This is a genomic window from Acetobacter persici (assembly GCF_018256955.1).
Taxonomy (GTDB): domain Bacteria; phylum Pseudomonadota; class Alphaproteobacteria; order Acetobacterales; family Acetobacteraceae; genus Acetobacter; species Acetobacter persici.
The window spans coordinates 43,390-67,776 of record NZ_JAERKU010000016.1 but is presented as its reverse complement, the minus strand read 5'-3'; the positions used below and the strand labels follow the sequence as shown (position 1 = coordinate 67,776).

Annotated in this window: 19 protein-coding genes and 1 tRNA gene; 16 read left to right on the top strand and 4 right to left on the bottom strand. The window is 60.8% G+C overall.

Going from position 1 to position 24,387, the window contains the following annotated elements; genetic code table 11:
- The first annotated feature begins 62 nt into the window (after positions 1-62).
- From folP to thiD, 3 genes are all read left to right on the top strand, one after another.
- Positions 63-1,097 carry a dihydropteroate synthase gene (gene folP, locus JK199_RS13890; protein WP_212377054.1) on the top strand — a complete coding sequence of 345 codons (1,035 nt, stop codon included), beginning with the start codon at positions 63-65 and terminating at the stop codon, positions 1,095-1,097.
- A gap of 151 nt (positions 1,098-1,248) precedes the next feature.
- The gene (glmM, locus tag JK199_RS13885; protein ID WP_212377051.1) at positions 1,249-2,598 is read left to right on the top strand and encodes a phosphoglucosamine mutase; all 1,350 of its coding nucleotides are present in this window, start codon (positions 1,249-1,251) and stop codon (positions 2,596-2,598) included.
- 23 nt (positions 2,599-2,621) lie between these two features.
- Complete coding sequence (gene thiD, locus JK199_RS13880; RefSeq protein WP_212377077.1) at positions 2,622-3,449, top strand: bifunctional hydroxymethylpyrimidine kinase/phosphomethylpyrimidine kinase; 828 nt, start codon at positions 2,622-2,624, stop codon at positions 3,447-3,449.
- Positions 3,450-3,473: 24 nt separating this feature from the next.
- Here thiD and JK199_RS13875 read toward each other — a convergent pair whose 3' ends face one another.
- Positions 3,474-4,232, bottom strand: a complete 759-nt coding sequence (locus JK199_RS13875; protein ID WP_077930831.1) for a response regulator transcription factor — start codon at positions 4,230-4,232, stop codon at positions 3,474-3,476.
- Between the two features lie 743 nt (positions 4,233-4,975).
- Between JK199_RS13875 and tsaE the strand changes: the two genes are divergently transcribed.
- From tsaE to JK199_RS13845, 6 genes are all read left to right on the top strand, one after another.
- Positions 4,976-5,446, top strand: coding sequence for a tRNA (adenosine(37)-N6)-threonylcarbamoyltransferase complex ATPase subunit type 1 TsaE (tsaE, locus tag JK199_RS13870; protein ID WP_212377048.1), 471 nt, complete (start codon positions 4,976-4,978; stop codon positions 5,444-5,446).
- A 12-nt stretch (positions 5,447-5,458) separates the two neighbouring features.
- Complete coding sequence (addB, locus tag JK199_RS13865; protein WP_212377045.1) at positions 5,459-8,563, top strand: double-strand break repair protein AddB; 3,105 nt, start codon at positions 5,459-5,461, stop codon at positions 8,561-8,563.
- Positions 8,560-12,177, top strand: a complete 3,618-nt coding sequence (gene addA / locus JK199_RS13860; protein WP_212377042.1) for a double-strand break repair helicase AddA — start codon at positions 8,560-8,562, stop codon at positions 12,175-12,177. Before addB ends, addA begins: the two co-directional genes overlap by 4 nt.
- 130 nt (positions 12,178-12,307) lie before the next feature.
- Positions 12,308-12,634: a thioredoxin TrxA gene (gene trxA / locus JK199_RS13855; RefSeq protein WP_025829565.1), complete on the top strand. Its 327-nt coding sequence runs from the start codon at positions 12,308-12,310 to the stop codon at positions 12,632-12,634.
- Positions 12,635-12,766: 132 nt separating this feature from the next.
- Positions 12,767-13,690 (top strand): acetyl-CoA carboxylase, carboxyltransferase subunit beta, encoded by a 924-nt coding sequence (gene accD, locus JK199_RS13850; RefSeq protein ID WP_244985178.1) that lies wholly within the window; start codon positions 12,767-12,769, stop codon positions 13,688-13,690.
- Positions 13,691-13,701: 11 nt separating this feature from the next.
- A complete protein-coding gene (locus JK199_RS13845) occupies positions 13,702-15,051 on the top strand; it encodes a bifunctional folylpolyglutamate synthase/dihydrofolate synthase (protein ID WP_212377039.1) in 1,350 nt (449 codons plus the stop codon).
- A 71-nt stretch (positions 15,052-15,122) separates the two neighbouring features.
- On the opposite strand, the gene JK199_RS13840 is transcribed toward JK199_RS13845, so the two are convergent.
- Positions 15,123-16,121 (bottom strand): hypothetical protein, encoded by a 999-nt coding sequence (locus JK199_RS13840; RefSeq protein WP_212377036.1) that lies wholly within the window; start codon positions 16,119-16,121, stop codon positions 15,123-15,125.
- A 174-nt stretch (positions 16,122-16,295) separates the two neighbouring features.
- Positions 16,296-16,370 (bottom strand) — tRNA-Thr (locus JK199_RS13835).
- A 134-nt stretch (positions 16,371-16,504) separates the two neighbouring features.
- Between JK199_RS13835 and cysS the strand changes: the two genes are divergently transcribed.
- Together cysS and JK199_RS13825 are read left to right on the top strand one after the other, a co-directional pair.
- Positions 16,505-17,875 (top strand): cysteine--tRNA ligase, encoded by a 1,371-nt coding sequence (gene cysS / locus JK199_RS13830; RefSeq protein WP_212377034.1) that lies wholly within the window; start codon positions 16,505-16,507, stop codon positions 17,873-17,875.
- A complete protein-coding gene (locus tag JK199_RS13825; RefSeq protein ID WP_025828376.1) occupies positions 17,872-18,639 on the top strand; it encodes an RNA methyltransferase in 768 nt (255 codons plus the stop codon). The genes cysS and JK199_RS13825 overlap by 4 nt, the downstream gene beginning before the upstream one ends.
- A gap of 125 nt (positions 18,640-18,764) precedes the next feature.
- On the opposite strand, the gene JK199_RS13820 is transcribed toward JK199_RS13825, so the two are convergent.
- Entirely contained in the window at positions 18,765-19,430 is a 666-nt protein-coding gene (locus JK199_RS13820; protein ID WP_025828379.1) for an alpha/beta hydrolase, read from the bottom strand.
- 420 nt (positions 19,431-19,850) lie between these two features.
- Here JK199_RS13820 and JK199_RS13815 point away from each other — a divergent pair, with 420 nt between their 5' ends.
- Genes JK199_RS13815 through JK199_RS13795 form a run of 5 tightly spaced genes read left to right on the top strand, consistent with a single transcriptional unit; the run spans position 19,851 to position 24,385 of the window.
- Positions 19,851-20,999 carry a cysteine desulfurase family protein gene (locus tag JK199_RS13815; protein WP_212377031.1) on the top strand — a complete coding sequence of 383 codons (1,149 nt, stop codon included), beginning with the start codon at positions 19,851-19,853 and terminating at the stop codon, positions 20,997-20,999.
- 43 nt (positions 21,000-21,042) lie between these two features.
- Positions 21,043-22,242 (top strand): cysteine desulfurase family protein, encoded by a 1,200-nt coding sequence (locus JK199_RS13810; RefSeq protein WP_212377028.1) that lies wholly within the window; start codon positions 21,043-21,045, stop codon positions 22,240-22,242.
- A complete protein-coding gene (locus JK199_RS13805) occupies positions 22,230-22,544 on the top strand; it encodes a ferredoxin family 2Fe-2S iron-sulfur cluster binding protein (protein ID WP_179194632.1) in 315 nt (104 codons plus the stop codon). The genes JK199_RS13810 and JK199_RS13805 overlap by 13 nt, the downstream gene beginning before the upstream one ends.
- 37 nt (positions 22,545-22,581) lie before the next feature.
- The gene (gene mnmA, locus JK199_RS13800; protein ID WP_212377024.1) at positions 22,582-23,700 is read left to right on the top strand and encodes a tRNA 2-thiouridine(34) synthase MnmA; all 1,119 of its coding nucleotides are present in this window, start codon (positions 22,582-22,584) and stop codon (positions 23,698-23,700) included.
- Positions 23,701-23,713: 13 nt separating this feature from the next.
- The gene (locus tag JK199_RS13795; protein ID WP_212377022.1) at positions 23,714-24,385 is read left to right on the top strand and encodes a glutathione S-transferase; all 672 of its coding nucleotides are present in this window, start codon (positions 23,714-23,716) and stop codon (positions 24,383-24,385) included.
- The last annotated feature ends 2 nt before the right edge of the window (positions 24,386-24,387 follow it).

Sequence of the window (24,387 nt, the reverse complement as noted above, 5' to 3'; positions counted from 1 at the left end):
GACAAAAATCAGGAGGGGCGGCAGCAATGCCGCCTCTTTTGCGTTTGAGCAGAGGATAAAAAATGGATTTTCGGCGTCTGGCAGAGCCCGCAGGGCTGCTCTATGGCACAGCCGCGCAGGATGCCGTGAGGCGTGGTCTGGCGCTGCCTCTGGCAGGTGGCCCTGCCGCATTCAGCTGTGTGGACCTGATAGAAGACAGGACCCATAGCGGTTTTTTGCCGGTCGGGGATGTGCCCGCAGGGTGGCAGGACGTGCTGGCCCGGCTTGTCGCAAAGCCACCCGCTGCGGGGATGCCGGAGGGGCCGCAGGTGATGGGTATCCTGAATATCACCCCGGACAGTTTTAGTGATGGCGGCCGGCACCGGGACGCGGAACGGGCGGTACAGGCCGGGCTGATGCAGATTGCCGGGGGCGCGGGTGTTCTGGACATTGGCGGGGAAAGTACACGCCCCGGTGCGGCCGTTGTGACAGCTGAAGAAGAATGGCAGCGGATCGGACCGGTCGTGCAGGGGCTGAAGCAGCAGAAGCCGGAGGCCGTGCTGTCTATTGATACCCGCAACAGCACCGTAATGGCACAGGCGCTGGCGGCAGGCGCGGACGTGATCAATGATGTGTCCGCTCTGACGCATGACCCTGATGCGCTGCCTCTGCTGGCGGGGGAACGCTGTGGTGTGGTGCTCATGCATATGCGCGGCACACCGGCCACCATGGCCCGGCATACGGTGTATGAGGACGTGGCGTGTGATGTTGTGCGCGAACTGGGCGCCCGCCTGACGGCGGCCATAGAGGCAGGTCTTGCGCCGGAGCGGCTGAGTGTGGACCTCGGTCTGGGGTTTGCAAAAAATACGGACCAGAATCTGACCCTGCTCAGCCGCTTGCCGCTCCTGGCCAACCTCGGCTGCCGTGTGGTTCTGGGCCTGTCCCGGAAACGGATGATTGGTGATGTGACGGGCGTGCAGGACCCTGCCGGGCGTGATGCCGGGACGCAGGCGGCCTCTCTGGAGGCATTACCGCTCGGGCAGAGCGTGCTGCGTGTTCATGCTGTGGAGGGGATGGTGCAGGCGCTCCGTGTCTGGCAGCAGGTCCATACCGTCTGAAAAAAGACGTTTGTTTTGAAGCCTTATGGTTTCTTCCCGACAAAAAGCGTTTTAGGGAAGAGGAAATAAAGGTGCGTCCGCACGGCATGGCTGCGTAGGTCATGCCGCCTGTCCGGGCGCAGACGCCACACAATAAGATTGGACGAGGCAGATGAGACGTCTTTTTGGGACAGATGGCATTCGCGGGACAGCCAACAGCGCGCCGATGACGGTCGATATCGCCCAGAAGCTGGGGCAGGCTGCGGGCCTGCATTTTACCCGTGGTGAACACCGGCACAGCGTCCTTCTGGGCAAGGATACCCGGCTTTCCGGCTACATGATTGAGAGTGCTCTGGTTGCAGGCTTTCTCTCCGCCGGGATGGACGTCACACTGGTCGGCCCGTTGCCGACACCGGCGATTGCGATGCTGACGCGCTCTTTGCGGGCTGACCTTGGCGTTATGATTTCCGCCTCGCACAACCCGTTTGAGGATAACGGGATCAAGCTGTTCGGTCCGGATGGGTTCAAACTGTCTGACCAGAATGAAATTGATATTGAAAACCTGATGCTGGCGGACCTGACTGGTCGGCTTGCCGCGCCGCGTGAAATTGGCCGGGCGTCCCGCCTGAATGATGCCGCGGGCCGGTATGTGGAAAGTGCCAAGGCGTCCTTCCCGCGTAAATTGCGGCTGGATGGCATGAAAATTGTCATTGATTGCGCAAACGGGTCCGCCTATCGCGTGGCGCCGACAGCCTTGTGGGAACTGGGGGCGGAAGTCATTCGCATTGGCTGCACGCCGGATGGTGTGAATATCAATGACCAGTGTGGTTCCACACACCCGGAGGCTCTCTGTCAGGCGGTTGTGCAGCATGGCGCACATCTGGGTATTGCGCTGGATGGTGATGCAGACCGCGTTCTGATTGCGGATGAAACCGGCCGCCTGATTGACGGGGACCAGATTTTGGCACTCATCGCACAGTCCTGGGCGCGGGAAGGGCGACTGGTCGGGCAGTCAGTGGTGGCGACTGTTATGTCCAACATGGGGCTGGAACGCTTTCTGAATACGCTGGATGTCGGGCTGGAACGGACTTCTGTGGGGGATCGTTACGTCGTGGAACGGATGCGGGAACTGGGCAGTAATGTGGGCGGAGAGCAGTCCGGCCATATGGTGCTGACAGATTTTGCAACCACCGGAGACGGTCTGATCGCTGCCTTGCAAATTTTGGCAGTGCTGGTGGAAGATGGCCGCCCGGCTAGTGAGGTCTGTCGCCTTTTCAAACCCTTTCCGCAAAAGCTGAAAAATGTGCGTTTTAGTGGTGTAAGCCCGTTGGAGGCGGACGCTGTACAGGCCAGACAGAAGGATGTGGAGCAGATGCTTGAGGGCCGGGGCCGCCTTCTTTTGCGTAAAAGCGGGACTGAACCGCTTGTGCGCGTGATGGCGGAAGCGGAAGATGCCGCACTGGTGGATGAGGCTGTCAACCAGATGTGTGCCGCCCTTGAGGCTGTGAGCGTTCCGGCATAATCGGGAAGAGGCTGGAGTGCGTGATGGTAGCTGAACAGAAAAACCCCGCACGCATTCTGGCAATTGCCGGAAGTGATTCTGGTGGTGGCGCGGGGATTCAGGCTGATATTAAGACAATAACGGCTCTGGGTGGCTATGCGCTGACGGCGCTGACGGCTCTCACGGCACAAAACACGCAAGGCGTGCAGGCGATTCTGCCCGTCCCCCCGGAGTTTTTGCGCATGCAGATTCGGTGCGTGCTGGATGATCTTGGGGCAGATGCCATCAAGACCGGCATGCTGGGTGGCGCTGCCGAAATCCAGTGTGTTTCTGAAGAAATTGTCCGCTATCGCCAGATTATTCCCGGATTGCCGGTTGTTATAGACCCGGTGATGGTGGCAAAGGGCGGGGCCAGTCTTCTGGCGGAAGAGGCTTTATCCTGCCTGAAAATGCAGCTTTTCCCGCAGGCCACAGTGCTGACACCAAACCTGCCGGAAGCGGAAAAGCTGACGGGCATGAGCCTCTTATCTGTTGAGGACATGCGGCAGGCCGCCCGCGTTTTACGGGAGATGAGCGGGGCTGCCGTTCTGGTAAAAGGGGGGCATTTATCAGGCGATATGCTGGTGGATGTTCTGCTGGACGAAGACGGTTTTACAGAGTTTAGCGATACCCGGATCACGACGCGCCATACGCATGGCACGGGCTGTACGCTGGCCAGCGCACTGACCACCGGACTGGCGCAGAAGCTCCCGCTGCGCCGGGCGGTTGAAAACGCCCGTCTTTACGTGCGGCAGGCTATCCTGACAGCACCGGGATTTGGTGCTGGGGCAGGTCCACTCTGGCATGCGCATGCATGGTATAAAATACTCTGATATGATCAGGATATTTCTAAACGACTAATCTCCGGCGGGCAGAAGATGCTCCTGCGAAAAGGCAGAAGGCATCGGAATAATCGGGCCAGTCGGAATAGACAGTTTTCTGGTTTTGGGGTCGTGCAGAATATACCCTCTGCCCCACACGGTAGAAATCAGATTATCAGCTCCGGCTGCCTGCAATTTTTTCCGAAGTTTGCAGATAAAAACGTCAATAATCTTAATATCAGGCTCGTCTCTTCCGCCATAGAGGTGGTTCAGGAATGTCTCCTTGGTCTGTGCAACTCCTTTCCGCAGGATCAGAAGTTCAAGGATTGAAAATTCCTTGCCGGTCAGATGCACCGGCTGGTCATTCACGGTCACAGTGTGGCTGTTCAGATCCATTTTAAGATCCCCCACCTGTGTCACAGGGTGGGCAAATCCGCTGGAGCGGCGGAGAATTGCGCGGATGCGGGCTACGAGTTCCGCAGGATTGATGGGTTTCGTCAGATAATCATCCGCCCCGATGGAAAAAGCCCGAATTTTTGCTTCAGGCTGATCGAGAGAAGAAAGAATGATGATCGGTGTGGAGACGTTCAATAATCGTAAAGAATTAATAACGTTGTAGCCATCCATATCGGGCAGGCTGAGGTCAACCACAGCTATTCCGTAATCATAGTTCCTCAGCATCTCAATCGCATTTCTGCCAGAACGCGCCAGATCTACGGAAAGACCTGCTTTTTTGAGTGTTGGTAAAAGCTGACGGGCAGACGTCGCTTCATCTTCAGCGAACAGGATACGCATTGGGTTCTCCCCCACAGAAAGCGCAGCACACCTTAAGGTTGTATTTATGAACAATAAATCTATTTTTACGTGTTTTTCTACAGAGATAAACAGAAATTTATCTTATTTCGTTGAGTTGATTGGTAGGTATGCAACCAGCGCATGTTTGTCGGTCTCTAGAAAAACAATCGAAGGTTGAGGTTGGTTGCGATTGCTTTCTAATTTGTTACCCGGAAGAGATAAATTTTTTATGAAAATAAACAAAAAATATCGTTGTTCGTAAAAATGAGACAGTATAGGAAATAGTATTCAGAGAGCTTATTAAAAGTAAAACGAGAAAATAAAAATATTTATTAAATGGATATTATAGAAATAAAATCAGAAATGGAGTGTGTTATAACAAAATAAAAATGTAATAACACAATAGAAATTATTATTCTTTATGATTAAAAAGTACTCGTGGAAAAACTCTGTCTGAGAAAAATACCGTATACTGTAAGAATTCTCTAAAAATAAAAATGAGTGTATTTTTGATAAACTTTTTATTTTATTCAAGAAATCGTGCTAATTCTTAAAAAATACCATACGAACATCCTGTTTTAGGGGTTATCCAAAAATAAAAAACATAAATAAGAGTTAAAAATTAAAAATATTAATAAATTCAGCTTTTATTCATTTGCATGGCTCGTGACGCGGCTAATCGGACCTTTCCGGATTCTTTGGAATATGTGAGGACAGGAAGGCCGGTTTGTGCAGAGGGCGGGATGGTAGACACACAGATAATTCTGAAAAATGAGCAGGCGACCGAGCAACTGGCGCAGAGTCTGGCTCTTCAGGCGCAACCGGGTGATGCCCTTTTACTCACGGGGCCATTAGGGGCCGGGAAAAGCGTCTTTGCCCGTGCTTTTCTGCGTTGCTTTTGTGGAAACGCGACGCTGGATGTGCCGAGCCCGACTTATACTCTTGTGCAAACCTATCAGGCGGCGGCCTGCACCGCCTCACATTTTGATCTGTGGCGTCTGGGTGGCCCGGATGAACTGGAAGAACTGGGCTGGGATGATGCGCGTGAGGGTGTGGTGCTGGTGGAGTGGCCGGAGCGTCTGGAAGATCTGACGCCGTCTGACGCGCTGCATCTTGCTTTCACTGTAAGTGCTGAGGGCGTGCGGACTGTCCGTCTGCAAGGCTGGGCGGACAGGCTGGATGGTGGGGCGCTGTCTGCCCTCGCGGCAGGTTAGGGAGCGGCGCGCATGAGCCTTGCAACAATCCCGGCCCATCTGCCGTTTCTCGACCAGCTGGCTGCACGGTGGCTTGCAGCCGCTGGCTACCACCCGGAAGCGGTGGGAGAGGGGACAATCATTCTGCCCGGCCGACGTGCCGCGCGCGGTCTGACGGAAGCGTTCCTGCGGCAGATGGATGGCCGCGCCATGCTGCTGCCCCGTATTCTGCCTGTCAGCGCACTGGATGAAGCCGAGCTTGGCCTCTCCGCAGATCTTGGCGGCACGGCCGGGTTTGATCTGCCCCCGGCTGTGGCAGGCATGACGCGCCTTGCGGTGCTCACCCGGCTTGTCCTGCAGGCGGAAGGTGCTTTTGGCACCCGGCCAACGCTGGATCAGGCGTGGCCTCTGGCAAAAGCCCTTGCGGAGCTGATGGATGAGGCGGAATGGGCGGATGTTGATCTGGCAACCCGTCTTCCGGAAGCTGTGCAGGAGAGTTTTGCCGAGCACTGGCAGGTTATCCTGAAGTTTCTGGAGATTGTCACACAGGCCTGGCCGGAATGGCTGGCAAGCCAGCAGGTGATGAATCCGGTAGCGCGGCAGGTCACGCTGCTTCGCGCGCAGGCCCGCCTCTGGCGGGATCAGGCTGAGAGAGGCGAGACAACCCGTATCTGGGCAGCCGGGTTTACCAATATCATGCCCGCGACAGCGGACGCCCTGCGAGCCGTTCTGGCGTGTCCGGGGGGGCGTGTTATTGTGCCCGGTCTCGATCTGGAAATGCCGGAAGAGACGTTCCGGGATTTACCAGACAGCCACCCGCAGGCCGGGCTGAGCCATCTTCTGGCTGCACTTGATGTGGTGCGCGGGGATGCGGAACTCTGGGAGGGAGACGGAGGTTTCCCGGCGCGGACGCACGTGCTTTCCCGCGCGCTGCTGCCTGCTTCCGCGCTGGAAAACTGGGCACAACCCGGTCCGGTTGATCTGGCGCATGCCTCCCGGCTGGACGCGGCAGACCAGCAGGAAGAAGCCGTTGCCATAGCAATGATTTTACGTAACGTGGTGGAAACGCCCGCAAAGCGGGTGGCGCTTGTCACGCCAGACCGCGCTCTGGCGGCGCGTGTGGCAACGGAGCTGGCGCGCTGGGGGGTGCTGGCGGATGATAGTGCCGGGGCTTCTCTCATTGAAACGCCGGGCGCTGTGTTGCTGCGGCTTGTGGCGCAGATGATCGAGAGCAGGTTTTCCCCGGTTTCGGTTCTGTCGGTTCTCAAACATCCTCTGGTCGCCTGTGGTGTTTCCATGGGTGTGTGCCGTGCCTCGGCCCGTCTGCTGGAGCGCACGGTGCTGCGTGGTCCGGCCCCGCCGCCCGGATTTGCGGCGCTGCGGTCGGCGGTTACAGCTGTTCTGGCTGAACAGGCACAGGATGATTATGCGCTTGAGCGTGCCCAAAATGGCGCGGAGGCGGACCGTCCTTATGGGCCTGAGCCTCTGGAAAGCTTTATGGACCGTCTGGAATTTTGTCTGGCACCCGTTTTGCCGTGGGATACCAGAGCGACCAGTGCTGGCCCGGAGAGAGTTGCTACGGGGCCAGTGCCGGATTTCAGCTATCGGGAACCCGTGCCGGATCTGCTGGCAGCCCTCATTCAGGCTGTTGAACGTCTTGTAAAAACAGAAGATGAGGACGCAGCAAAACGGCTCTGGAGCGGAGAGGAAGGCAATCTTCTGGCGGGCCGTCTGACGGAACTGATGATGGCGGCGGATGTGCTGCCACCCCAGCCGCCTGCCGTGCTGGATGGATTGCTGAGCGCCGTTCTGGCGGAAGACCGCGTGGCGGTGCGGCGTGGCGTGGACCATGCGGCGCTGCATCCGCGTGTGCTGATCTGGGGGTTGTTCGAGGCCCGGTTGCAGACAGCGGATGTCGTGGTTCTGGGTGGTCTTGCAGAAAATATCTGGCCCCCTGCGGCGGATGCCGGGCCATGGATGAGCCGCCCGATGCGGCAGCGCGTGGGCCTGCCATCCCCAGAACAGGCCGTCGGGCAGGCGGCGCATGACTTTTTTGCCTGCGCGGCTGCGGCGGGGGAGGTCGTGCTGTCCTGCCCCCGGCGTCGGGATGGTGCGCCGGTTGTGCCAGCCCGCTGGATTTCCCGGCTGGATGCGTTTTTGTCCGGGCGCGGCATGGCGGTGCCGCCGCACCCGGCACTGGGCTGGTTGCAGATGCTGGACAGGCCGGACGGCCCGGCAAGCCCCGTGGCGCCGCCCCGGCCTGTGCCGCCTGTGGCGCTGCGCCCGCGCCGGCTGAGTGTGACGGAAATTGAGACATGGATGCGCGACCCGTATGCCATTTATGCCCGCCATATCCTGAAGCTTCAGCCCTTGCCGGAGCTTGAGGAAGCGGCGGATGCCTCGGATTACGGGATGATTGTGCATGATGCGCTGGAGGACTGGTTCCGCACGCACGGCATCACATGGCCCGCGCAGGCAGAGGCCGGGTTACAAGAGGCGTTCCGTGGGGCGTTGCACAAACGCGCTTTGAGGCCAGCCTTGCAGGCATGGTGGGAACCACGCCTGATGCGGATTGCTTCATGGGTTGCGCAGGCGGAGGACGCCTTGCGTGCAGGCGCGGGTGCTCCTGCAAGCATCCGTACGGAAGCACGCGGGCGCGTGGAGATTCCGGATATGCCGGGCGGGGCGTTCCGGCTGGTCGGGCGGGCGGACCGGATTGATTATGATGCCGAAGGCCGGGTGATTGTGCGCGATTATAAAACCGGCACGTTGCCGTCCGTGCGGGATGTGCAGTCGGGGTGGAGTCCGCAATTACCGCTGGAAGCTGCAATGCTTTTGCGAGGTGGTTTTTCCGGCCTGCCCGGCACTGCCGAGATTGCCGGACTGGTGTACTGGCGGCTGACCGGCGGGGCTGAACCGGGGGAGGAAGTCGCGGTGAAGCCGGAAGCCGAGGCCTCGCTCACGGCGCTGGCCGAGCAGACATGGGAGAGCCTGCGCCAGCGCGTCAGCGCTTATGATCATCCGGAGCAGCCTTATCTGTCTCACCCGCATCCCGGCCGGGAGCCGCGTTTTGCGGATTATGCGCGTCTGGCCCGTGTGCCGGAATGGAACACCGCACGGGTGGAGGATGACGCATGAGCGGCCAGAAAACTCTTTCAGTTTCTCAGGAATTTTCTGAAGCTATTCAGCAGGCCAACTATCAGCAGGCGCTGGCGTCTGACCCGATGGCGTCAGTTTTTGTTTCGGCCTCCGCCGGGAGCGGAAAAACCAAACTGCTGATTGATCGCCTGCTGCGGCTGATGCTCCCGCGCCCCAATCCGGCAGGGGGAGACGGGCTGCCCGGCAGTCCACCAGCCCGGATTTTATGCCTGACCTTTACCAAGGCGGCTGCGGCGGAAATGGCCATCCGGCTCCAGAAGCGCCTTGGCCGCTGGGTGACGTTGCCGGATGATGCGCTGAATGCGGAATTACAGGCTTTGTCTGTGCCCTGCACAGTGGAAACGCGCCGCCGCGCCCGTGCCCTGTTTGCAGAAGTGCTGGATTTGCCGGGTGGAATGCGGATTGGCACCATTCACGCCTTCTGTCAGTCCCTCCTGCGGCGCTTCCCGCTGGAAGCAGCCATGAACCCGCATTTCACCGTGATGGAAGAAACGGATGCGCGTCTGGCTCTGCAAGGATGTGTGGAGACTGTTCTGGGGAACAGCGCCACACAGAGCATTGCCCCGCTGGCGGGCCAGATCGGGCTGGCGGATTTTGTCAGTCTGGTTGGCACGCTCCGGCATGATTCACGGGGCGAAGCCATTCGGGAACGCATACTTGCGCTGCCTGCATTGTTGCCAACGGTCCTGTGCCGCGTGCTGGGTCTGCCACAGGACGCTTTGAAAGGGTCTGAGTCCGAACAGATACATGATGCCTGCACGGATTTTCCGGGTGAGGAGTATTTACGGGATTCTCTTCCTACACTGGTGAGTAAAGGAACAGAGGCCGTTAAAGCCACGGCGTATCGCCTGCTGGACTGGCTGGCTCTTCCACCCGCAGAGCGGGCGCGCCAGTGGGATGTCTGGCGCAACGGGTTGCTGACAAAAGACGGAAAGCCGCGCAAGCGAGGCCTGATTACAACAAAACTCGCGAATGACTATGGAGATCTCGCAACCGCACTGGAGCGGGAGGCGGAGCGTATTCTGGCGGTGGAAGAAGCGTTGCGCGGCAGGCGTCTGGCGCGGCTTGGGCTTGCACTTTTAAAAACTGCTGCACCGGTCGCGGCACTTTATGAGACCCGGAAAAGCCAGAAGGGTCTGGTAGAGTATGATGACCTTATCCGCCGCACACTCGGGCTTTTGCAACAGCCCGGGGCTGCGTGGGTGCTGTATAAGCTGGATGGCGGGATTGACCACCTGCTGCTGGATGAAGTGCAGGATACCTCACGCGAGCAGTGGCGCATTGCGGGCGATCTGACAGCGGAGTTTTTCGCAGGGGATGGAACGCACACGCGGGAGCAGGGCCCACGCACTGTTTTTGCGGTGGGAGATTATAAACAGTCCATTTACGGCTTTCAGGGCGCAGACCCGGATTCTTTCAGAACATGGCGGCGGGAATTTAAAAGCCGTGCCGCTTTTGCATCCTTGCCCTGGCAGGAACCGGACCTGACGGTGTCTTTCCGGTCCACCGCCCCTGTTCTGGCGCTGGTGGATGCGGTTTTTTCCGTGCCGGATGCCGCGCGGGGCGTGGCGGAAGAAGATGGCCGGGCCATGCAGCATCTGACCGCCCGACCCGGTGAAGGCGGCCGAGTGGAACTCTGGCCGCTGGCTGAAGCCCAGATGGATGAGGAAGACACGCTTAGCCCGTGGGAGCCGCCAACGGCCAACACCACCCGCCAGAACCCGCAGCAGAAACTGGCTGACACCCTCGCCCGTTTTATAGCGCAGAAGATCACGACCCCACCGGAAGAGGGCACTGCGCCGCTGACGCCGGGGGACGTTCTGGTGCTGGTGCCGCGCCGGTCCTCTTTTGTCACAGCGCTCATCCGGGCTCTGAAAACGGAGAACGTGCCGGTTGCAACCTTGGTGCGAACGGGGCTGGCGGACCAGCTGGCCGTGCAGGATCTCATGGCGCTGTGCGGCGCGCTGCTGCTGCCGCAGGATGATCTGACGCTCGCCTGCGTGCTTACTTCCCCTCTGGGTGGGGTGTCGGATGAAAGTCTGATGGCTCTGGCAACCGGGCGCGGCAGGGGGGAGCCGCTCTGGTCCGCTTTGCGGGTGCATCATGCTGAGCGGCCGGACTGGGCACAGGCCTGGCAGATGCTGGATGGACTGTTCCGGCGTGTGGATTATCTGACGCCGCATGAACTGCTGTCCGAAGCACTGGGCCGTTCCGGCGGCCGGGCGCGCCTGCTGGCGCGGCTGGGGCCGGAAGCCGCCGAATCGATAGATGAACTGCTCTCGGCCGCCCTGCGCTATCAGGACATGCATCCGCCGTCTTTGCAGGGGTTTCTGCACTGGCTCCGTAATTCGGAAGAAAGCGTGAAGCGTGAGGCTGAAGCCGGGGGCGATGCCGTGCGCGTCATGACGGCGCACGGGGCCAAGGGGTTGCAGGCCCGGCTTGTCATTCTGCCCGATACGGTGGGCACCCCCCGGTTTGAGGACCGGCTGTTCTGGGTCAAGGACGGGCCAACCGGGCTGGACGTGCCGCTCTATGTGCCGCGTGGCGCCTTGGCTGTGAGCGTCACGCAAAAGCTGCGCGCGGCGATGCAGGCCAGTGCCATCGAGGAATATAACCGCCTGCTCTATGTGGCTCTTACCCGTGCGGCGGAGCGGCTGGTGGTGTGCGGCTGGAAACCGGGCCGCGTGGTGCCGCCAGAAAGCTGGTACGAACGGTGCCGCAAAGGATTTGAGGCAGCGGGGGCTGTGCCGCAGGACTGGGATGCGGGCGGCTGGACCGGCGAGATGCTGGTGCTGGAAGAAAAGCCCCGGCCCCGTGCGCAGAAGGAAAGCCAGAGCACCCTTTCTGCCGCTCCGTCTGAGGCGGCAGGTCAGGCAGAGGGTCATGCAGTGAAGGCCGTCCTGCCTGTGTGGCTGGGGCGTGCGCCCGCATGGCAGGGGGTGCCGCCGGTGGCGGACGCACCACTGGCCCGGCCTCTGGCCCCCAGCCGCCCGGATGATGCCATGCTGGGGCCTTTGCCGCCCGTTCGCTCCCCGCTGGATGTGGCAAGCGTGACCCCTGCCGCAGCGCGGGAGGCGGCCTTCCGGCGTGGCACGCTGGTGCATGCGCTGTTGCAATACCTGCCCGCTTATCCGCCGGAACAACAGGCAGAGATGGCGCATGGCTGGCTGGCCCGCCCTGCCAGCGGCCTGAAACCGGAAGAGGCCGCTATACTGGCAAAGCAGGTGCTGGGCGTGCTGGCCCTGCCGGATCTGGCGGCGCTGTTCTCCCCACAGGCACGGGCGGAGCAGCGGCTGGCCGGTGTGGCAGGTGGGCAGGTGATTGTGGGGCAGGTGGACCGCATGATTGTTCTGCCGGACATGGTGCTGGTGTGTGACTTTAAAACCGGGCGGCACACGCCGCGCACGGTGGCGGCAACACCCGTGCTGTATCTGCGTCAGATGGCGGCTTACCGCGCGTTATTGCAGGGGTTATACCCCGATAAGCGGGTGCGGTGTGTGCTGGTCTGGACGGAGGGTCCACGGGCAGACGTGCTGCCGGATGCCCTGCTGGAGGCGCATGCGCCGGGTGTCCGTGGAGACAGCACATCTTGACCGGATGCGCTGGCCCCTTAAGTGTAGAGACACACGCTGTGGGCGGGGAACCGTTTGCGGTCAGACTGTTTATGCCTCTGTCAGGCGTGCCCGCATGCCACCCGTCCACGAACAAGGAAGAGACAATCCCATGAGTGAACATACGCTTGCTGTTACAGATTCCAGCTTTGACGCCGATGTGCTCAAGGCCTCCGGTCTGGTGCTGGTCGATTTCTGGGCGGAATGGTGCGGCCCGTGCAAAATGATTGGCCCGGCACTGGAAGAACTCGGCAAGGATTTTGCCGGGAAGCTGACGGTGGCCAAGATCAATATTGACGATAACCCCGTCTCCCCCAACACGTACGGTGTGCGCAGCATCCCCACCCTGATGCTCGTAAAGGATGGTCAGGTGCTGGACACCAAGGTGGGCGCGCTGCCCAAAAGCCAGCTTAAAGCCTGGGTTGAAGGCGCTCTGTAAGCCTGTCTTGCAGAGGACGTGCGCCGTCCTGCCGGGCCATAATGCTTGGCAGGACGGCGCAAGCAGCGTAAGGCACGCTGCTAACAGGGCTATGCTCCCATTTTTTGATTTATCGCAGTTGCAGGGTTCAAGATGAGCTGGATCACCGAATACGTCCGTCCCAAAATTCGCGGCCTTCTGCGTCGTGATGTGCCGGATAATCTGTGGACCAACTGTGAGTCCTGCAGCCAGATGATTCTGACCAAGGAACTGCATCGCGCCATGAATGTGTGCCCCCATTGCGGGCATCACATGAAGGCACTGGTGCCCGACCGTCTGGCATGGACGTTTGATAACGGGGAATGCATCCGGATTGAACTGCCGCCAGCCCCGGTCGACCCGCTGGGCTTCCGGGACCAGAAAAAATATACCGACCGCCTGAAAGACGCCCGCGCCAAAAGCCATCTGGATGAATCCCTGATTGTGGCGCACGGCACCATTGGCGGGCACCCGAGCGTTGTGGGCGTCATGGCGTTTGAATTCATGGCGGGCACCATGGGTGCGGCCTTTGGTGAGCGTTTTGTGGCGGCGGCCCGTCTGGCTGTGCTGCAAAAGTCCCCGCTGGTCATTTTCACCGCCTCCGGCGGCGCGCGGATGCAGGAAGGGGCGATCAGCCTGATGCAGATGCCGCGCACCACCATCGGGGTGCAGATGCTGAAGGAAGCAGGTCTGCCGTATATTGTGGTGCTCACCAACCCGACCACGGGTGGCGTGACGGCCTCCTTCGCCATGCTGGGCGATGTGCAGATTGCCGAACCCAATGCGCTGATCGGCTTTGCAGGCCCACGCGTGATTGAAGACACCGTGCGGGAAAAACTGCCCGAAGGCTTCCAGCGGTCCGAATATCTGCTGGACCACGGCATGCTGGACATGGTGGTGTCCCGCAAGGAGATGCGGGAGACACTGGCCCGCGTGATCGGCCTGCTGATGCGTGCGCCTGCCACACCGGAAGACGGGAAGGCTGAACCGGCCCCCGCCGTTGTGCCGGATGCAGCCCCTGCCGCTCCTGCGGCCTGAGTACTCCGCGCGTGACATCCTCTACGGGCGGCTCCGTGCCGACGACTGAGTTTTCAGGCCGGACCGGAGAAGTGCTGGAACGGCTGAACCGTCTTTACCCGGCGCTGATTGATCTCTCACTGGGGCGGCTGGAAACCCTGCTGGGCAAGCTGGGGCACCCTGAAGACAACCTCCCCCCCGTGATCCATGTGGCGGGCACCAACGGCAAGGGCAGCACCTGCGCCACGCTGCGCGCCATTGGTGAGGCCGCGGGCTGGCGTGTGCATGTCATGACCTCGCCGCATCTGGTGGATGTTACGGAGCGGTTCCGCCTTGCCGGGACGCTGGTGAGCGAGGCCGAACTGGTCGCGACACTGGAGGAAATTGAGCAGGCCAATGCCGGAGCGCCCATCACGGTGTTTGAGGTGCTGACGGCGGCGGGCTTCCTGCTGTTTTCCCGCCATCCGGCGGAACTGGCCATTATCGAGGTCGGGCTGGGTGGCCGGTGTGACGCCACCAATGTGCTGAAGCACCCGGCGGCCTGCATTGTCACCTCGGTTTCCATGGATCATGAGGCCTTTCTGGGCAACACGCTGGAAGCCATTGCCGCGGAAAAAGCCGGGATTTTCAAACCCGGTGTGCCGGCTGTAACCGGCGCGCAGCCAGAGGCCGTGCGGCGTGTGCTGGAAGCGCAGGCCCGCGCGGTGGGTGCGCCGCTCGCCTGCCGTGGGGAGGCCTGGCAGATTGCGCCCGTGGTCTCCAGTGGCGTGCCTGCCGAAGATGGCAGCCTGATTTTTACCGATTCTCAGGGCTCGCTTACGCTGCCTGCTCCGGCCCTTACTGGCCCATGGCAGATGGAAAACGCCGGTCTGGCTGTGGCGGCGCTGCGTGTGTCCGGGCTGAGCGTGCCGGAGTCTGGCTGGCAGGGTGTGGGCAAGGTTTCATGGCCCGCCCGGATGCAGCGGCTGCATGGGGCACTGGCGCAAAGCCTGCCCGCAGGCTGGGAACTGTGGCTTGATGGCGGGCACAACCCCGGTGCGGGCCACGCGCTGGCGCAGGAATTGCAGACATGGGGGGACGAACCCCTCCATCTGCTGGTTGGCATGAAGCAGACCAAGGATGCCTCGGGCTTTCTGAACCCGGTTCTGCCTTACGCCACAACCCTGTGGGCCATTAGTGAACCCACGCAGCATCTGGCTCTGCCAGTTGAAGCGATTGTGGAAGCCTCCGCTGGCAAGGCTCAGGTTGGCCCGACGCTGGTCCGGGCGCTGGATGCTCTCAAGGCCCGGTCAAATGGTCAGCCCGCCCGTGTGCTGATCTGCGGGAGCCTCTATCTGGCCGGTGTGGCACTGACACAGGATGGCTGGACGCCGGGAGCGTAAGCGCGTTTCTGGCTGTTGAGCTGTTGAGCTGTTGAGCTGTTGAGGTCTGGGAAATAACGTCGCGCTCCGGGTCAGAGCGTTTTCACATACTGTTCCATGGCGGCATATTTTCCGGCGGTGGGTGCGTTGAGGAAATGCACAAAGCCACGCCCGCGCATCGGAGGGGTATTCGGTGCCCCTTCACGCAGGCGGAACAGTAAAACCGCGTTGCGCATATGCTCAAAGCTGCGCACATCGGTTTTCAGAAAAACATAGTTTGCGACACACTGGTCATATCCCAGAAACGGTCGTCGTTCCCCGCTTTTTTTCTGAAAGCTTTTGGCTGTTGTCAGCGCGAGGTTTGCAGAAAACTGCAAAACCGCACCCTGACCACTGGCAAGAATTCCGGCGGAAAAACCGGGCGCGCGCCGGTCAAACGTCATGCCATCCTCGGCCATCATGCGCCAGCCGAACCAGTGACCGGAGGAGGACTCATGCCCCTCCCCAATCTGACCTTCCGGCATGACATGAATTTTGTCTGACCCCGCAATCTGCATCAGGAAAGTCTCAATCGGGGCGTCGATCACAACATCGCAGTCAAGATACAGTAGGGGCTGGCGGTGTGAAAACACAGGATCACTCAGCCGGAATCGCGCGAGGCAGAAATCGACAATGTCCGCATGTTCGGAAACGCAGACGATGTGCAGACGCTCGCCCAGATGCAGATCGTCACGGAGAGCCTCTACCTTTGGGGCATCATCAGAGGATGTGATAACGGCAATCTCACCCCGATACTGTCCGGGGTGAAGAAGGGACCGGAGTGAGAGGGATAAACATCTGAAAATATCATCCTCACCGAACGCCGCGTAATAAACCAGCGGACGGAATGGCCGGATGCGGGCGACTTTCCACCCTTCATAAAGAAACGTGACAGAGGCGGCTAAGGAAGGGTGGGCCTTGCGGAATGCGGCCTCTATGGTGTCAGGATCAATACGGACTCCGTCGGCCTGATAGTGGTCACCACATTTCTGAAAATCAATGACACGGTCAGGGCAGGAAGAAATCCATTTAAGGGTTTCAGGATTGAACATGCTCTTCCGGTCCCGCTCGGCTGTTTTTGTTTAAGGATTTTTAGGCGGATCTGGCGGTTTGTTCCAGAGCGCATCAGACGAAGGAGCGGCCTGCATACTGCGGGCGAGGATTATCGCCAGCCTCTGTCCGGCTTTTGCCAGCCTGCAAAACAGTTTTACATTTGAGGGGAAAAATGGTGCCCCCATTCAGATTTGAACTGAAGACCTACCGCTTACAAGGCGGTTGCTCTACCACTGAGCTATAAGGGCACAGCACATGACGTGCAGGGCCGGATTAAAACTGTAAAACGCGCGGCGCGTCAAGGTCCGGTTTTCAATCTTACCGCAGTTTTTTGGTTGTGCGGATATTGCATCGAACCACACGCTGGCGCATCTAGTCGCTTATGCCGCACTCTGCTTCCGCACCCCTGCCAGCTCTCTCTCTGCACGACAGTCAGCGCCGCGCGACCGTGCCGTTTACGCCGCTCGATCCGGAGCACGTAAAAGTCTATTATTGTGGACCCACGGTCTATGATCTGGCCCATATCGGCAACCTGCGCGCCATGCTGACAGCAGATGTGCTGGTGCGGTTCCTGCGGCAGGCCTATCCGCGCGTGACGTTTGTGCGCAACATTACGGATGTGGACGACAAAATTACCGCCCGCGCCCGCGCCAACGGGGAGGATATTGCCTCCCTGACCCAGCGCACGACGGAGGAGTTCCATCAGGATCTGGCGGCCATGAATGTGCTGCCGCCGGATATTGAACCCCGCGCCACTCATAATATTGGCGAGATGCAGGCCCTGATTGCTCGCCTGATTGAAAACGGCCACGCCTATGAGGCAGATGGCCATGTGCTGTTCTCCGTTGCGTCTTTTCCGTCTTACGGGGCGCTGTCTGGCCGGGATCCGGAGGAACTAGTGGCCGGGGCTCGTGTGGAAGTAGCGGGCTACAAAAAAAATCCGGGTGATTTTGTGCTCTGGAAACCCTCGGATGCGGACCAGCCGGGCTGGGAGAGCCCGTGGGGCCGGGGGCGTCCGGGCTGGCATATTGAATGTTCGGCCATGTCACACCGCTACCTTGGGGAAAGTTTTGATATTCACGGCGGCGGGTCCGACCTGTTGTTCCCGCACCATGAAAATGAGCGCGCCCAGAGCCTGTGCTGCTTCCCGCAGGGCAAGTTTGCCAATTACTGGGTGCATAATGCCATGCTGCTCGTTGAAGGCGAGAAGATGTCGAAATCGCTCGGCAACTTCCTGACGATTCGGGACGTGCTGCAACAGGCTCCGGCGGAGGCACTGCGCCTGCTGCTGCTGGGGGCGCATTATCGCTCGACCCTGAATTATACGCAGGCCGGATTGCAGGAAGCCCGCAAGGTGCTGGACCGGTTCTATCGTGCGCTGGCCGCTGGCCCGGTGCCTGATGTCGCGGCTCCGGAGTCTGTGCTCAGGGCGCTGGCGGAAGATCTGAACACCCCTATGGCCATTGCTGAACTGCATGTTCTGGCCGGGCAGGCGCTGGCGGGTGACAGAACGGCCGCCGGGGCGCTCAAGGCGGGTGCGGGCCTTCTGGGGCTATTGCAGGAAGACCCGGAAAAATGGTTCAAGGGCGACCATTCGGATGAAGACGCGCAGATTGATGCCCTGATTGCGGAACGGACTGCGGCCAAAAAGGCGCGTGATTTTGCGCGGGCGGATGCCCTGCGTGACCAGCTTCAGGGGCAGGGGATTGTGCTTGAAGATACAAAAGACGGCACGATCTGGAGGCGCGCATGACCGGGCGTGACGGCGGGGCTCCGCTAGAGCCTGTTGGCAACACGCCAGTTGTCATTCTGGTCCGCCCGCAGCTTGCCGAAAATATTGGCACCACGGCCCGCGCCATGGCGAATGGCGGCCTGTTCCACCTCCGTCTTGTCAGCCCGCGTGATGGCTGGCCGCAGGAGCGGGCCTGGCGCACGGCCTCTGGCGCAGACCGGATTCTGGAAGCCGCGACCGTGCATGAGAGCGTGGATGATGCCATTGCTGATCTGCACCATGTATTTGCCACCTGCCCCCGCCCCCGCCACATTGTCAAAACAGTCATGACGGCGCGTGGCGGGGCTGCGGAGTTGCGGGCTGCGACAAACCGGGGGCTGAAGGTCGGCCTGCTCTTTGGGCCGGAACGCGCCGGGCTGGATAATGAGGATATGGCGCGCGCGGATGCGCTGATTCGCTACCCCTTAAATCCGGCTTTCATGTCGCTCAATCTGGCGCAGGCCGTCATGATCATGGCGTATGAATGGTGGCTGGCGGACGATCAGACCGCACCGCGTGAACTCATGACCAACGAGACCCATGTTGCGACCAAGGGTGAACTCGAAAACTTCATGGGGCATCTGATCCGTGAGCTGGATGAGTGCGGTTTTCTGCATAATGAGCAGAAGCGCCCCGGCATGGTGCGCAACCTGCGGCATTTTTTCACACGGGGGGAAGTGACGGAGCAGGAACTGCGTACGCTGCATGGCGTGGTGCGGGAACTGGCGCATCCGCGCAGAAAATAACCCGGACCCGGAAGCGGTTTTAAAAACGCTTTAATCGCTCAGACTACAATGCCTGCTGGGTGCGGTCTGGCGCGTGGCTGGCACGGGGCAGATTTGCGGAAAATCCGCCCCGTGCGACACGATATTTAGTCAGCGGCCAGTGGCATGTTGCGGTGTGCCATGGCTGTGGTCACGTGGTCTTCCAGCGCTGCCGTAACCTTATCGGCCTGTTTGGCAAAGATATGGTCGGCATCCGGGAAGACGCGGTAATCCACCGTCACACCCTTCTGGGTGTTCAGCTTGTCCACCAGCTTATGGATGGCGGGTTCCGGAGCCATATCATCCTTGCCGCCTGCAATCATCAGGCCGCCACAGGGGCAGGGGGCCAGAAAGCCAAAGTCATAATAGGTGGCCGGAGGGGCCACGCTGATCCAGCCGGTAATTTCCGGACGGCGCATCAGCAACTGCATGCCAACAAAGGCCCCGAAGGAATAGCCTGCAATCCACAGACCGCTGGCGTTCGGGTTGACCATCTGCATCCAGTCCAGAGCGGCGGCGGCATCGGAAATTTCACCAATTCCGCCGTCGTACCGGCCCTGAGACCGCCCGACGCCACGGGAATTATAGCGCATGACCGAAAAGCCCATTTTCTCAAAGGACCGGTACATGGCGTAGGTAATGCGGTTGTTCATTGTGCCGCCGTGCAGCGGGTGCGGGTGCAGCACCAGCGCCAGAGGCGCATTGGGCTGGTTGGAATGGTGGTAACGCCCTTCAAGACGCCCGTCCGGGCCGGCAAACATAACCTCAGGCATTCGGGTTCCGCATGGTTTTGAAATGCGTCCGTGGGCATGACGCATCCCGGTTTAGCAAAGGCTCCGGCAGGGGGCGATGCCACGCTACAAGCCGGTGCAGGCGGGTCAGGCGGCCCGCAAAACAGTCAGAAAACAGGCCACCTCCCGCCGCAGGCCAGAACAGGCGCGGCAGAAACGGTCTGTTATGGACATGGTATCATGCAGGAGGCAGAAAAAGGGGTGAGGCGCAAAATCCGAGATTGACCTTGCTGCTGGCAGGGGCATACTGCGAAACCTCACCTTGCTGCACTGTATGGTATTGACCATGGCCCCTCTATAAGGGGTGTGCGGTCATAATTTCCACATAAATCGTTCTAATGGCTGTTTTGTGCCCCTTGCAGGGGAACGCACGGGTATTTGAAGGGCAGAAGGAGCAGATCAATGAGTCTCTGGGCGCAGAGCCGGGGTGAGACGTCCCGCAGGGCTTATCTGGATGCGAACGCCACGGAACCTCTGCGGCCACAGGCACGGGAGGCCATGCTTGCGGCGGCTGATCTGACGGGCAACCCGTCCTCCGTGCATAGTGCCGGGCGCATGGCGCGCGCCGTGCTGGAAGAGGCGCGGGATCAGGTGGCCAGAGCACTCGGCGTTGCGCCGCTCAACTGCATTTTTACGTCTGGCGGCACGGAGGCCAATGTTCTGGCCATGCACGGGCTTGGGCAGGGGCGGCGCTTTCTGGTCGGGCAGACAGAGCATGATGCCGTGCGGAAAGGTGTGCCCGCAGGCGCGCCGCTGAGCTGGCTGCCGGTGGAGGCCAGCGGGCAGGTCCGGCTGGACGTGCTGGAGTCTGAACTCGCACAGGGTGGCCCCCCGGCTTTTGTGTGCCTGATGCTGGCCAATAATGAGACTGGGGTTCTGCACCCCATGGCCGAGATTGTGCGCCTTTGCCAGAACTATGGCGCGCATCTGCATGTGGACGCCGTGCAGGCCGCAGGGCGGATGGCGCTCTGTGTGGAAGAGATGGGCATGGATAGCCTTGCTCTCTCAGGCCACAAGATGGGTGGCCCGAAAGGGGCCGGGGCATTGCTGCTGCGTGGCCCGGCTCCGGCGCGACTGGAGCCGTTGTTTGAAGGGGGCGGGCAGGAACAGGGCCGCCGTGGCGGCACGCCCCCCTTGCCCGCACTGGCTGGTCTCGTGGCTGCGTTGCAGGCCTCTCTGGCGCAACCGGCCCAGCCTCTTGCCGCCCTGCGGGACAGGCTGGAGCAGGCGGCATGTGCGGCGGGTGCCGTGGTGAATGGGGGTGCGGCCCCAAGGCTTGCCAACACCACGAACCTCTCCCTGCCGGGGCGCAAGGCGCAGGGGCAACTGATGCGGCTTGATCTGGAGGGTGTCTGTGTGTCCGCCGGGTCAGCCTGTTCTTCCGGCAAGGTGGCGGTTTCCCATGTGCTGGACGCCATGGGGCTGGGGGATCTGGCCGGGCAGTCCATTCGGGTGTCCCTGCCCTGGAATGTGACGGAAGAGGACATACATCAGTTTATCCGGGCGTATGAGGGCATGGCGCAGAGTGCTGCCCCCACCTTTGCGGGCTGAGCGGGCTACGCAAGAGCCGGAGAGAGGAGAAGAAAGGGAGGTTATGGACGCGCTGTATTTCGATCATGCCGCAACCACCCCGTGTGACCCGCGTGTACGGGCTGTGATGCTGAACGCCCTTGAGCAGGATAACGGGAATCCGCACAGCACCACGCATGCGTCCGGCCGGAAGGCGGCGGATCTGGTGGAGCGTGCGCGGGCGGAGGTCGCGGCCCTGATTGGGGCAGACCCGCGCGAGATTATTTTTACGTCCGGCGCAACAGAGGCCAATAACCTTGCCATCAAGGGGGCGGCCCGCCATCTGGCGGCCATCGGCAGCCCGCGCCGCCGGGTGATTACGGTGGCGACGGAACATAAATGCGTTCTGGAAAGCGTGCGCGATCTGGCTCAGGAGGGGTTTGAGCCTGTTATTCTGCCGGTAGACGCCAGCGGGCTGCTGGACCCGGCTGTTTTGCAAAAGGCGCTGGAGGTCCCCACCGCGCTGGTGTCCATCATGGCGGCGAATAATGAGACCGGCGTGTTGCAGGACCTCGCAACGCTTGCGCCGCTGGTCGAGCAGGCCGGAGCTTTACTCCATTCCGATCTGGCGCAGGCCGCCGGAAAAATTCCTGTGGATGTGCGGCGTCTGGGGCTGGCGTTAGGGTCTCTTTCTTCCCACAAGCTCTATGGCCCCAAAGGGGCCGGGGCTCTGTTTGTGCGGCGCAGGCCCCGGGTCAGGGTGCAGCCCTTATTTTCCGGGGGCGGGCAGGAGCGCGGGCTGCGGTCCGGCACATTGCCCGGCTTTCTGCTGGCCGGATTCGGGGAGGCCTGCCGGATTGCGCGGGCGGAGGCTGAGCAGGACGCCGCGCATCTGGCGCACCTGCGGGACATCTTTCTGGCGCGTGTGCGGCAGAGCCTGCCGGATGTGGTGGTGAATGCGGAAGCCTCCCCGCGTCTGCCCGGTCTGTTCAGTCTGCGGTTGCCGGAAGGGCGGCGCGCGCTGGATGTGATTGAGGCCATGCCGGGGGTGGCGGTGTCTCTGGGTTCGGCCTGCTCTTCGGCGGAAATTGCTCCGTCCTACGTGCTGGAAGCCATGGGGCTGGGGCGGGATGAGGCCGGAAGAAGCTTGCGTCTCTCCCCCGGACGCTTTACCTCAGCCGCCGAGGCGGAGCGCGCGGCAGACAGGCTGGTGCAGGCCGCTATGACACAGACAGCTATGATTACAGACAGTACTGGCAGGATAGAAAACGCATGCCCCAGATGACCTTTGTTGAACAGGACGGAACCGAACGCACGGTTGATGCACCGCTCGGCCTTTCTGTGCTTGAAATTGCCCACAAGCATGGCATTGATCTTGAAGGCGCGTGTGAAGGCTCTCTGGCCTGTGCAACCTGCCACGTGGTTGTTGATCCGTCCTGGGCGCCGAAGCTTGAGGCTGCCACGGATGATGAAGAAGATATGCTGGATCTGGCCTTCGGTCTGGAAAAAACATCCCGCCTTGGCTGCCAGATTGTTATGACAGACGCGCTGGATGGTCTTGTTGTGCGCCTGCCGCGCACGGCCTGACGCGATTTTAAACACGAGAGAATAAGGGGACGCGCCGATGCGCATTCTTGTGGCCATGTCCGGGGGGGTGGACAGTTCCGTGGTTGCCGCCCGCCTTCAGGCAGAAGGGCACGAGGTGATCGGGGCGACCCTCCAGCTTTATGATTCCCGCGGGGCTGCCAAAAAAGGGGCCTGCTGCGCCGGGCAGGATATCCGGGATGCCCGCGCTGTGGCTGACCGTCTGGGTTTCCCGCATTATGTGATTGATGCGGAACGCCGGTTTAAGGACAGCGTGATCGAGCGGTTTGCTGATGCCTATGCGGCAGGCGAGACCCCGGTTCCGTGTGTGGCCTGTAATCAGGGCGTGAAATTTACCGATCTTCTGGGCCTCGCGAAGGAAATCGGGGCGGATGCCATGGCGACCGGCCACTATGTGCGCCGTGTGGAAGGCCCGGACGGGCCGGAACTGCACCGCCCGGTGGATGAGGCGCGGGACCAGTCCTGGTTCCTGTTTGCCACCACGCGGGAGCAGCTTGATTTTCTGCGCTTCCCGCTGGGCGATATGCCGGACAAGGCCGCTGTGCGCGCGGAAGCCGAGCAGTTCGGGCTGGTGGTTGCCGGTAAGCCGGACAGTCAGGATCTCTGCTTTGTCAGTGATGGCTCCTACGTGGACCTTGTTGAAAAAATGCACCCCGAAATGGCTGGCCCCGGTGAGATTGTGGACAGCACCGGCCGCGTGGTGGGCCAGCATGAGGGCGTGATGCGCTTTACTGTTGGTCAGAGCAAACGGCTGGGCAACGCCGCCCGTCTGGACGGAGAGCGCCAGATGGTGGTGGGGGTGGAGCCCGGCCGCAAACGTGTGGTGATCGGCCCGCGTTCAGGCTCTTTTGTCAGCACACTTTCTGTGCGGGATGTGAACTGGCTTGTTGATGCCCCGCCGGAGGGGCTGGTCTGCCGGGTGCAGATGCGCGCGCGGGAAGAGCCCCGCGCGGCCCGTGTCATGGCAACGCCAGAGGGTGCGACCGTTCTGCTGGAAGAACCCGCTATGCCCGCCCCCGGTCAGGCCTGTGTGTTTTATGATGGCAGCCGTATTCTGGGCGGCGGCTTTATTCGCCGGACAGAAACTCAGTCTGACCCGCTTACAGACGTCGGGGCAGACACAATATCAGCAGCCTGACAGGAGAGAGACGATGGCAGACGGACGACTGGTAATAGGCACGCAGCGTTATTCTTCATGGTCTCTGCGGGGCTGGCTGCCAGTCCGGCTGGCCGGGCTGAGTGTTGATATTGATGTCATTCCTCTGGCCGGTGGCGGCAAGACCACGGCACTCAAGACGCTCTCTCCTAACGGATGCGTCCCGTATCTGGAACATCATGGGGCCGTGGTGTGGGATTCGCTCTCCATTGCGGAATATTGCGCGGAGCAGGACCCGGACCTGTGGCCTGCGGACCGGTGTGCCCGTGCGGTAGCCCGCTCCATTTCTGCGGAAATGCATTCCGGCTTCCGGGCTGTGCGGGCGGCGCTGCCCATGAATCTGGGGCGGGATAAGCGGCCACCCGCAGCCGGGTTTGATGAGGACGTGCTGAAAGATATTGCCCGGATTGATGCGCTGTGGACCGATGCCCGGACGCGCTTCGGGCAGGAGGGCGCGTTTCTGTTTGGCGCAGAGTTTGGCAATGCTGACGCGATGTATGCGCCCATCGTCGCCCGCTTCCTGTCCTACGATGTGCCGGGCCTGTCTGATAGTTCCCGCGCCTATATGCAGGCCGTGCGCCAGCATCCGCTGATGCGCGAATGGTATGATCAGGCCGCACAGGAACCCGTCGACTGGTATCTGGACGTTTATGAATCTCTGGCCTGATC

Excerpts from the sequence above, each read along its gene's own strand:
- folP (WP_212377054.1), top strand. The coding sequence starts at position 63 with ATGGATTTTCGGCGTCTGGCAGAGCCCGCAGGGCTGCTCTATGGCACA.
- glmM (WP_212377051.1), top strand. The coding sequence starts at position 1,249 with ATGAGACGTCTTTTTGGGACAGATGGCATTCGCGGGACAGCCAACAGC.
- thiD (WP_212377077.1), top strand. The coding sequence starts at position 2,622 with ATGGTAGCTGAACAGAAAAACCCCGCACGCATTCTGGCAATTGCCGGA.
- JK199_RS13875 (WP_077930831.1), bottom strand. The coding sequence starts at position 4,232 with ATGCGTATCCTGTTCGCTGAAGATGAAGCGACGTCTGCCCGTCAGCTT.
- tsaE (WP_212377048.1), top strand. The coding sequence starts at position 4,976 with ATGGTAGACACACAGATAATTCTGAAAAATGAGCAGGCGACCGAGCAA.
- addB (WP_212377045.1), top strand. The coding sequence starts at position 5,459 with ATGAGCCTTGCAACAATCCCGGCCCATCTGCCGTTTCTCGACCAGCTG.
- addA (WP_212377042.1), top strand. The coding sequence starts at position 8,560 with ATGAGCGGCCAGAAAACTCTTTCAGTTTCTCAGGAATTTTCTGAAGCT.
- trxA (WP_025829565.1), top strand. The coding sequence starts at position 12,308 with ATGAGTGAACATACGCTTGCTGTTACAGATTCCAGCTTTGACGCCGAT.
- accD (WP_244985178.1), top strand. The coding sequence starts at position 12,767 with ATGAGCTGGATCACCGAATACGTCCGTCCCAAAATTCGCGGCCTTCTG.
- JK199_RS13840 (WP_212377036.1), bottom strand. The coding sequence starts at position 16,121 with ATGTTCAATCCTGAAACCCTTAAATGGATTTCTTCCTGCCCTGACCGT.
- cysS (WP_212377034.1), top strand. The coding sequence starts at position 16,505 with ATGCCGCACTCTGCTTCCGCACCCCTGCCAGCTCTCTCTCTGCACGAC.
- JK199_RS13825 (WP_025828376.1), top strand. The coding sequence starts at position 17,872 with ATGACCGGGCGTGACGGCGGGGCTCCGCTAGAGCCTGTTGGCAACACG.
- JK199_RS13820 (WP_025828379.1), bottom strand. The coding sequence starts at position 19,430 with ATGCCTGAGGTTATGTTTGCCGGCCCGGACGGGCGTCTTGAAGGGCGT.
- JK199_RS13815 (WP_212377031.1), top strand. The coding sequence starts at position 19,851 with ATGAGTCTCTGGGCGCAGAGCCGGGGTGAGACGTCCCGCAGGGCTTAT.
- JK199_RS13810 (WP_212377028.1), top strand. The coding sequence starts at position 21,043 with ATGGACGCGCTGTATTTCGATCATGCCGCAACCACCCCGTGTGACCCG.
- JK199_RS13805 (WP_179194632.1), top strand. The coding sequence starts at position 22,230 with ATGCCCCAGATGACCTTTGTTGAACAGGACGGAACCGAACGCACGGTT.
- mnmA (WP_212377024.1), top strand. The coding sequence starts at position 22,582 with ATGCGCATTCTTGTGGCCATGTCCGGGGGGGTGGACAGTTCCGTGGTT.
- JK199_RS13795 (WP_212377022.1), top strand. The coding sequence starts at position 23,714 with ATGGCAGACGGACGACTGGTAATAGGCACGCAGCGTTATTCTTCATGG.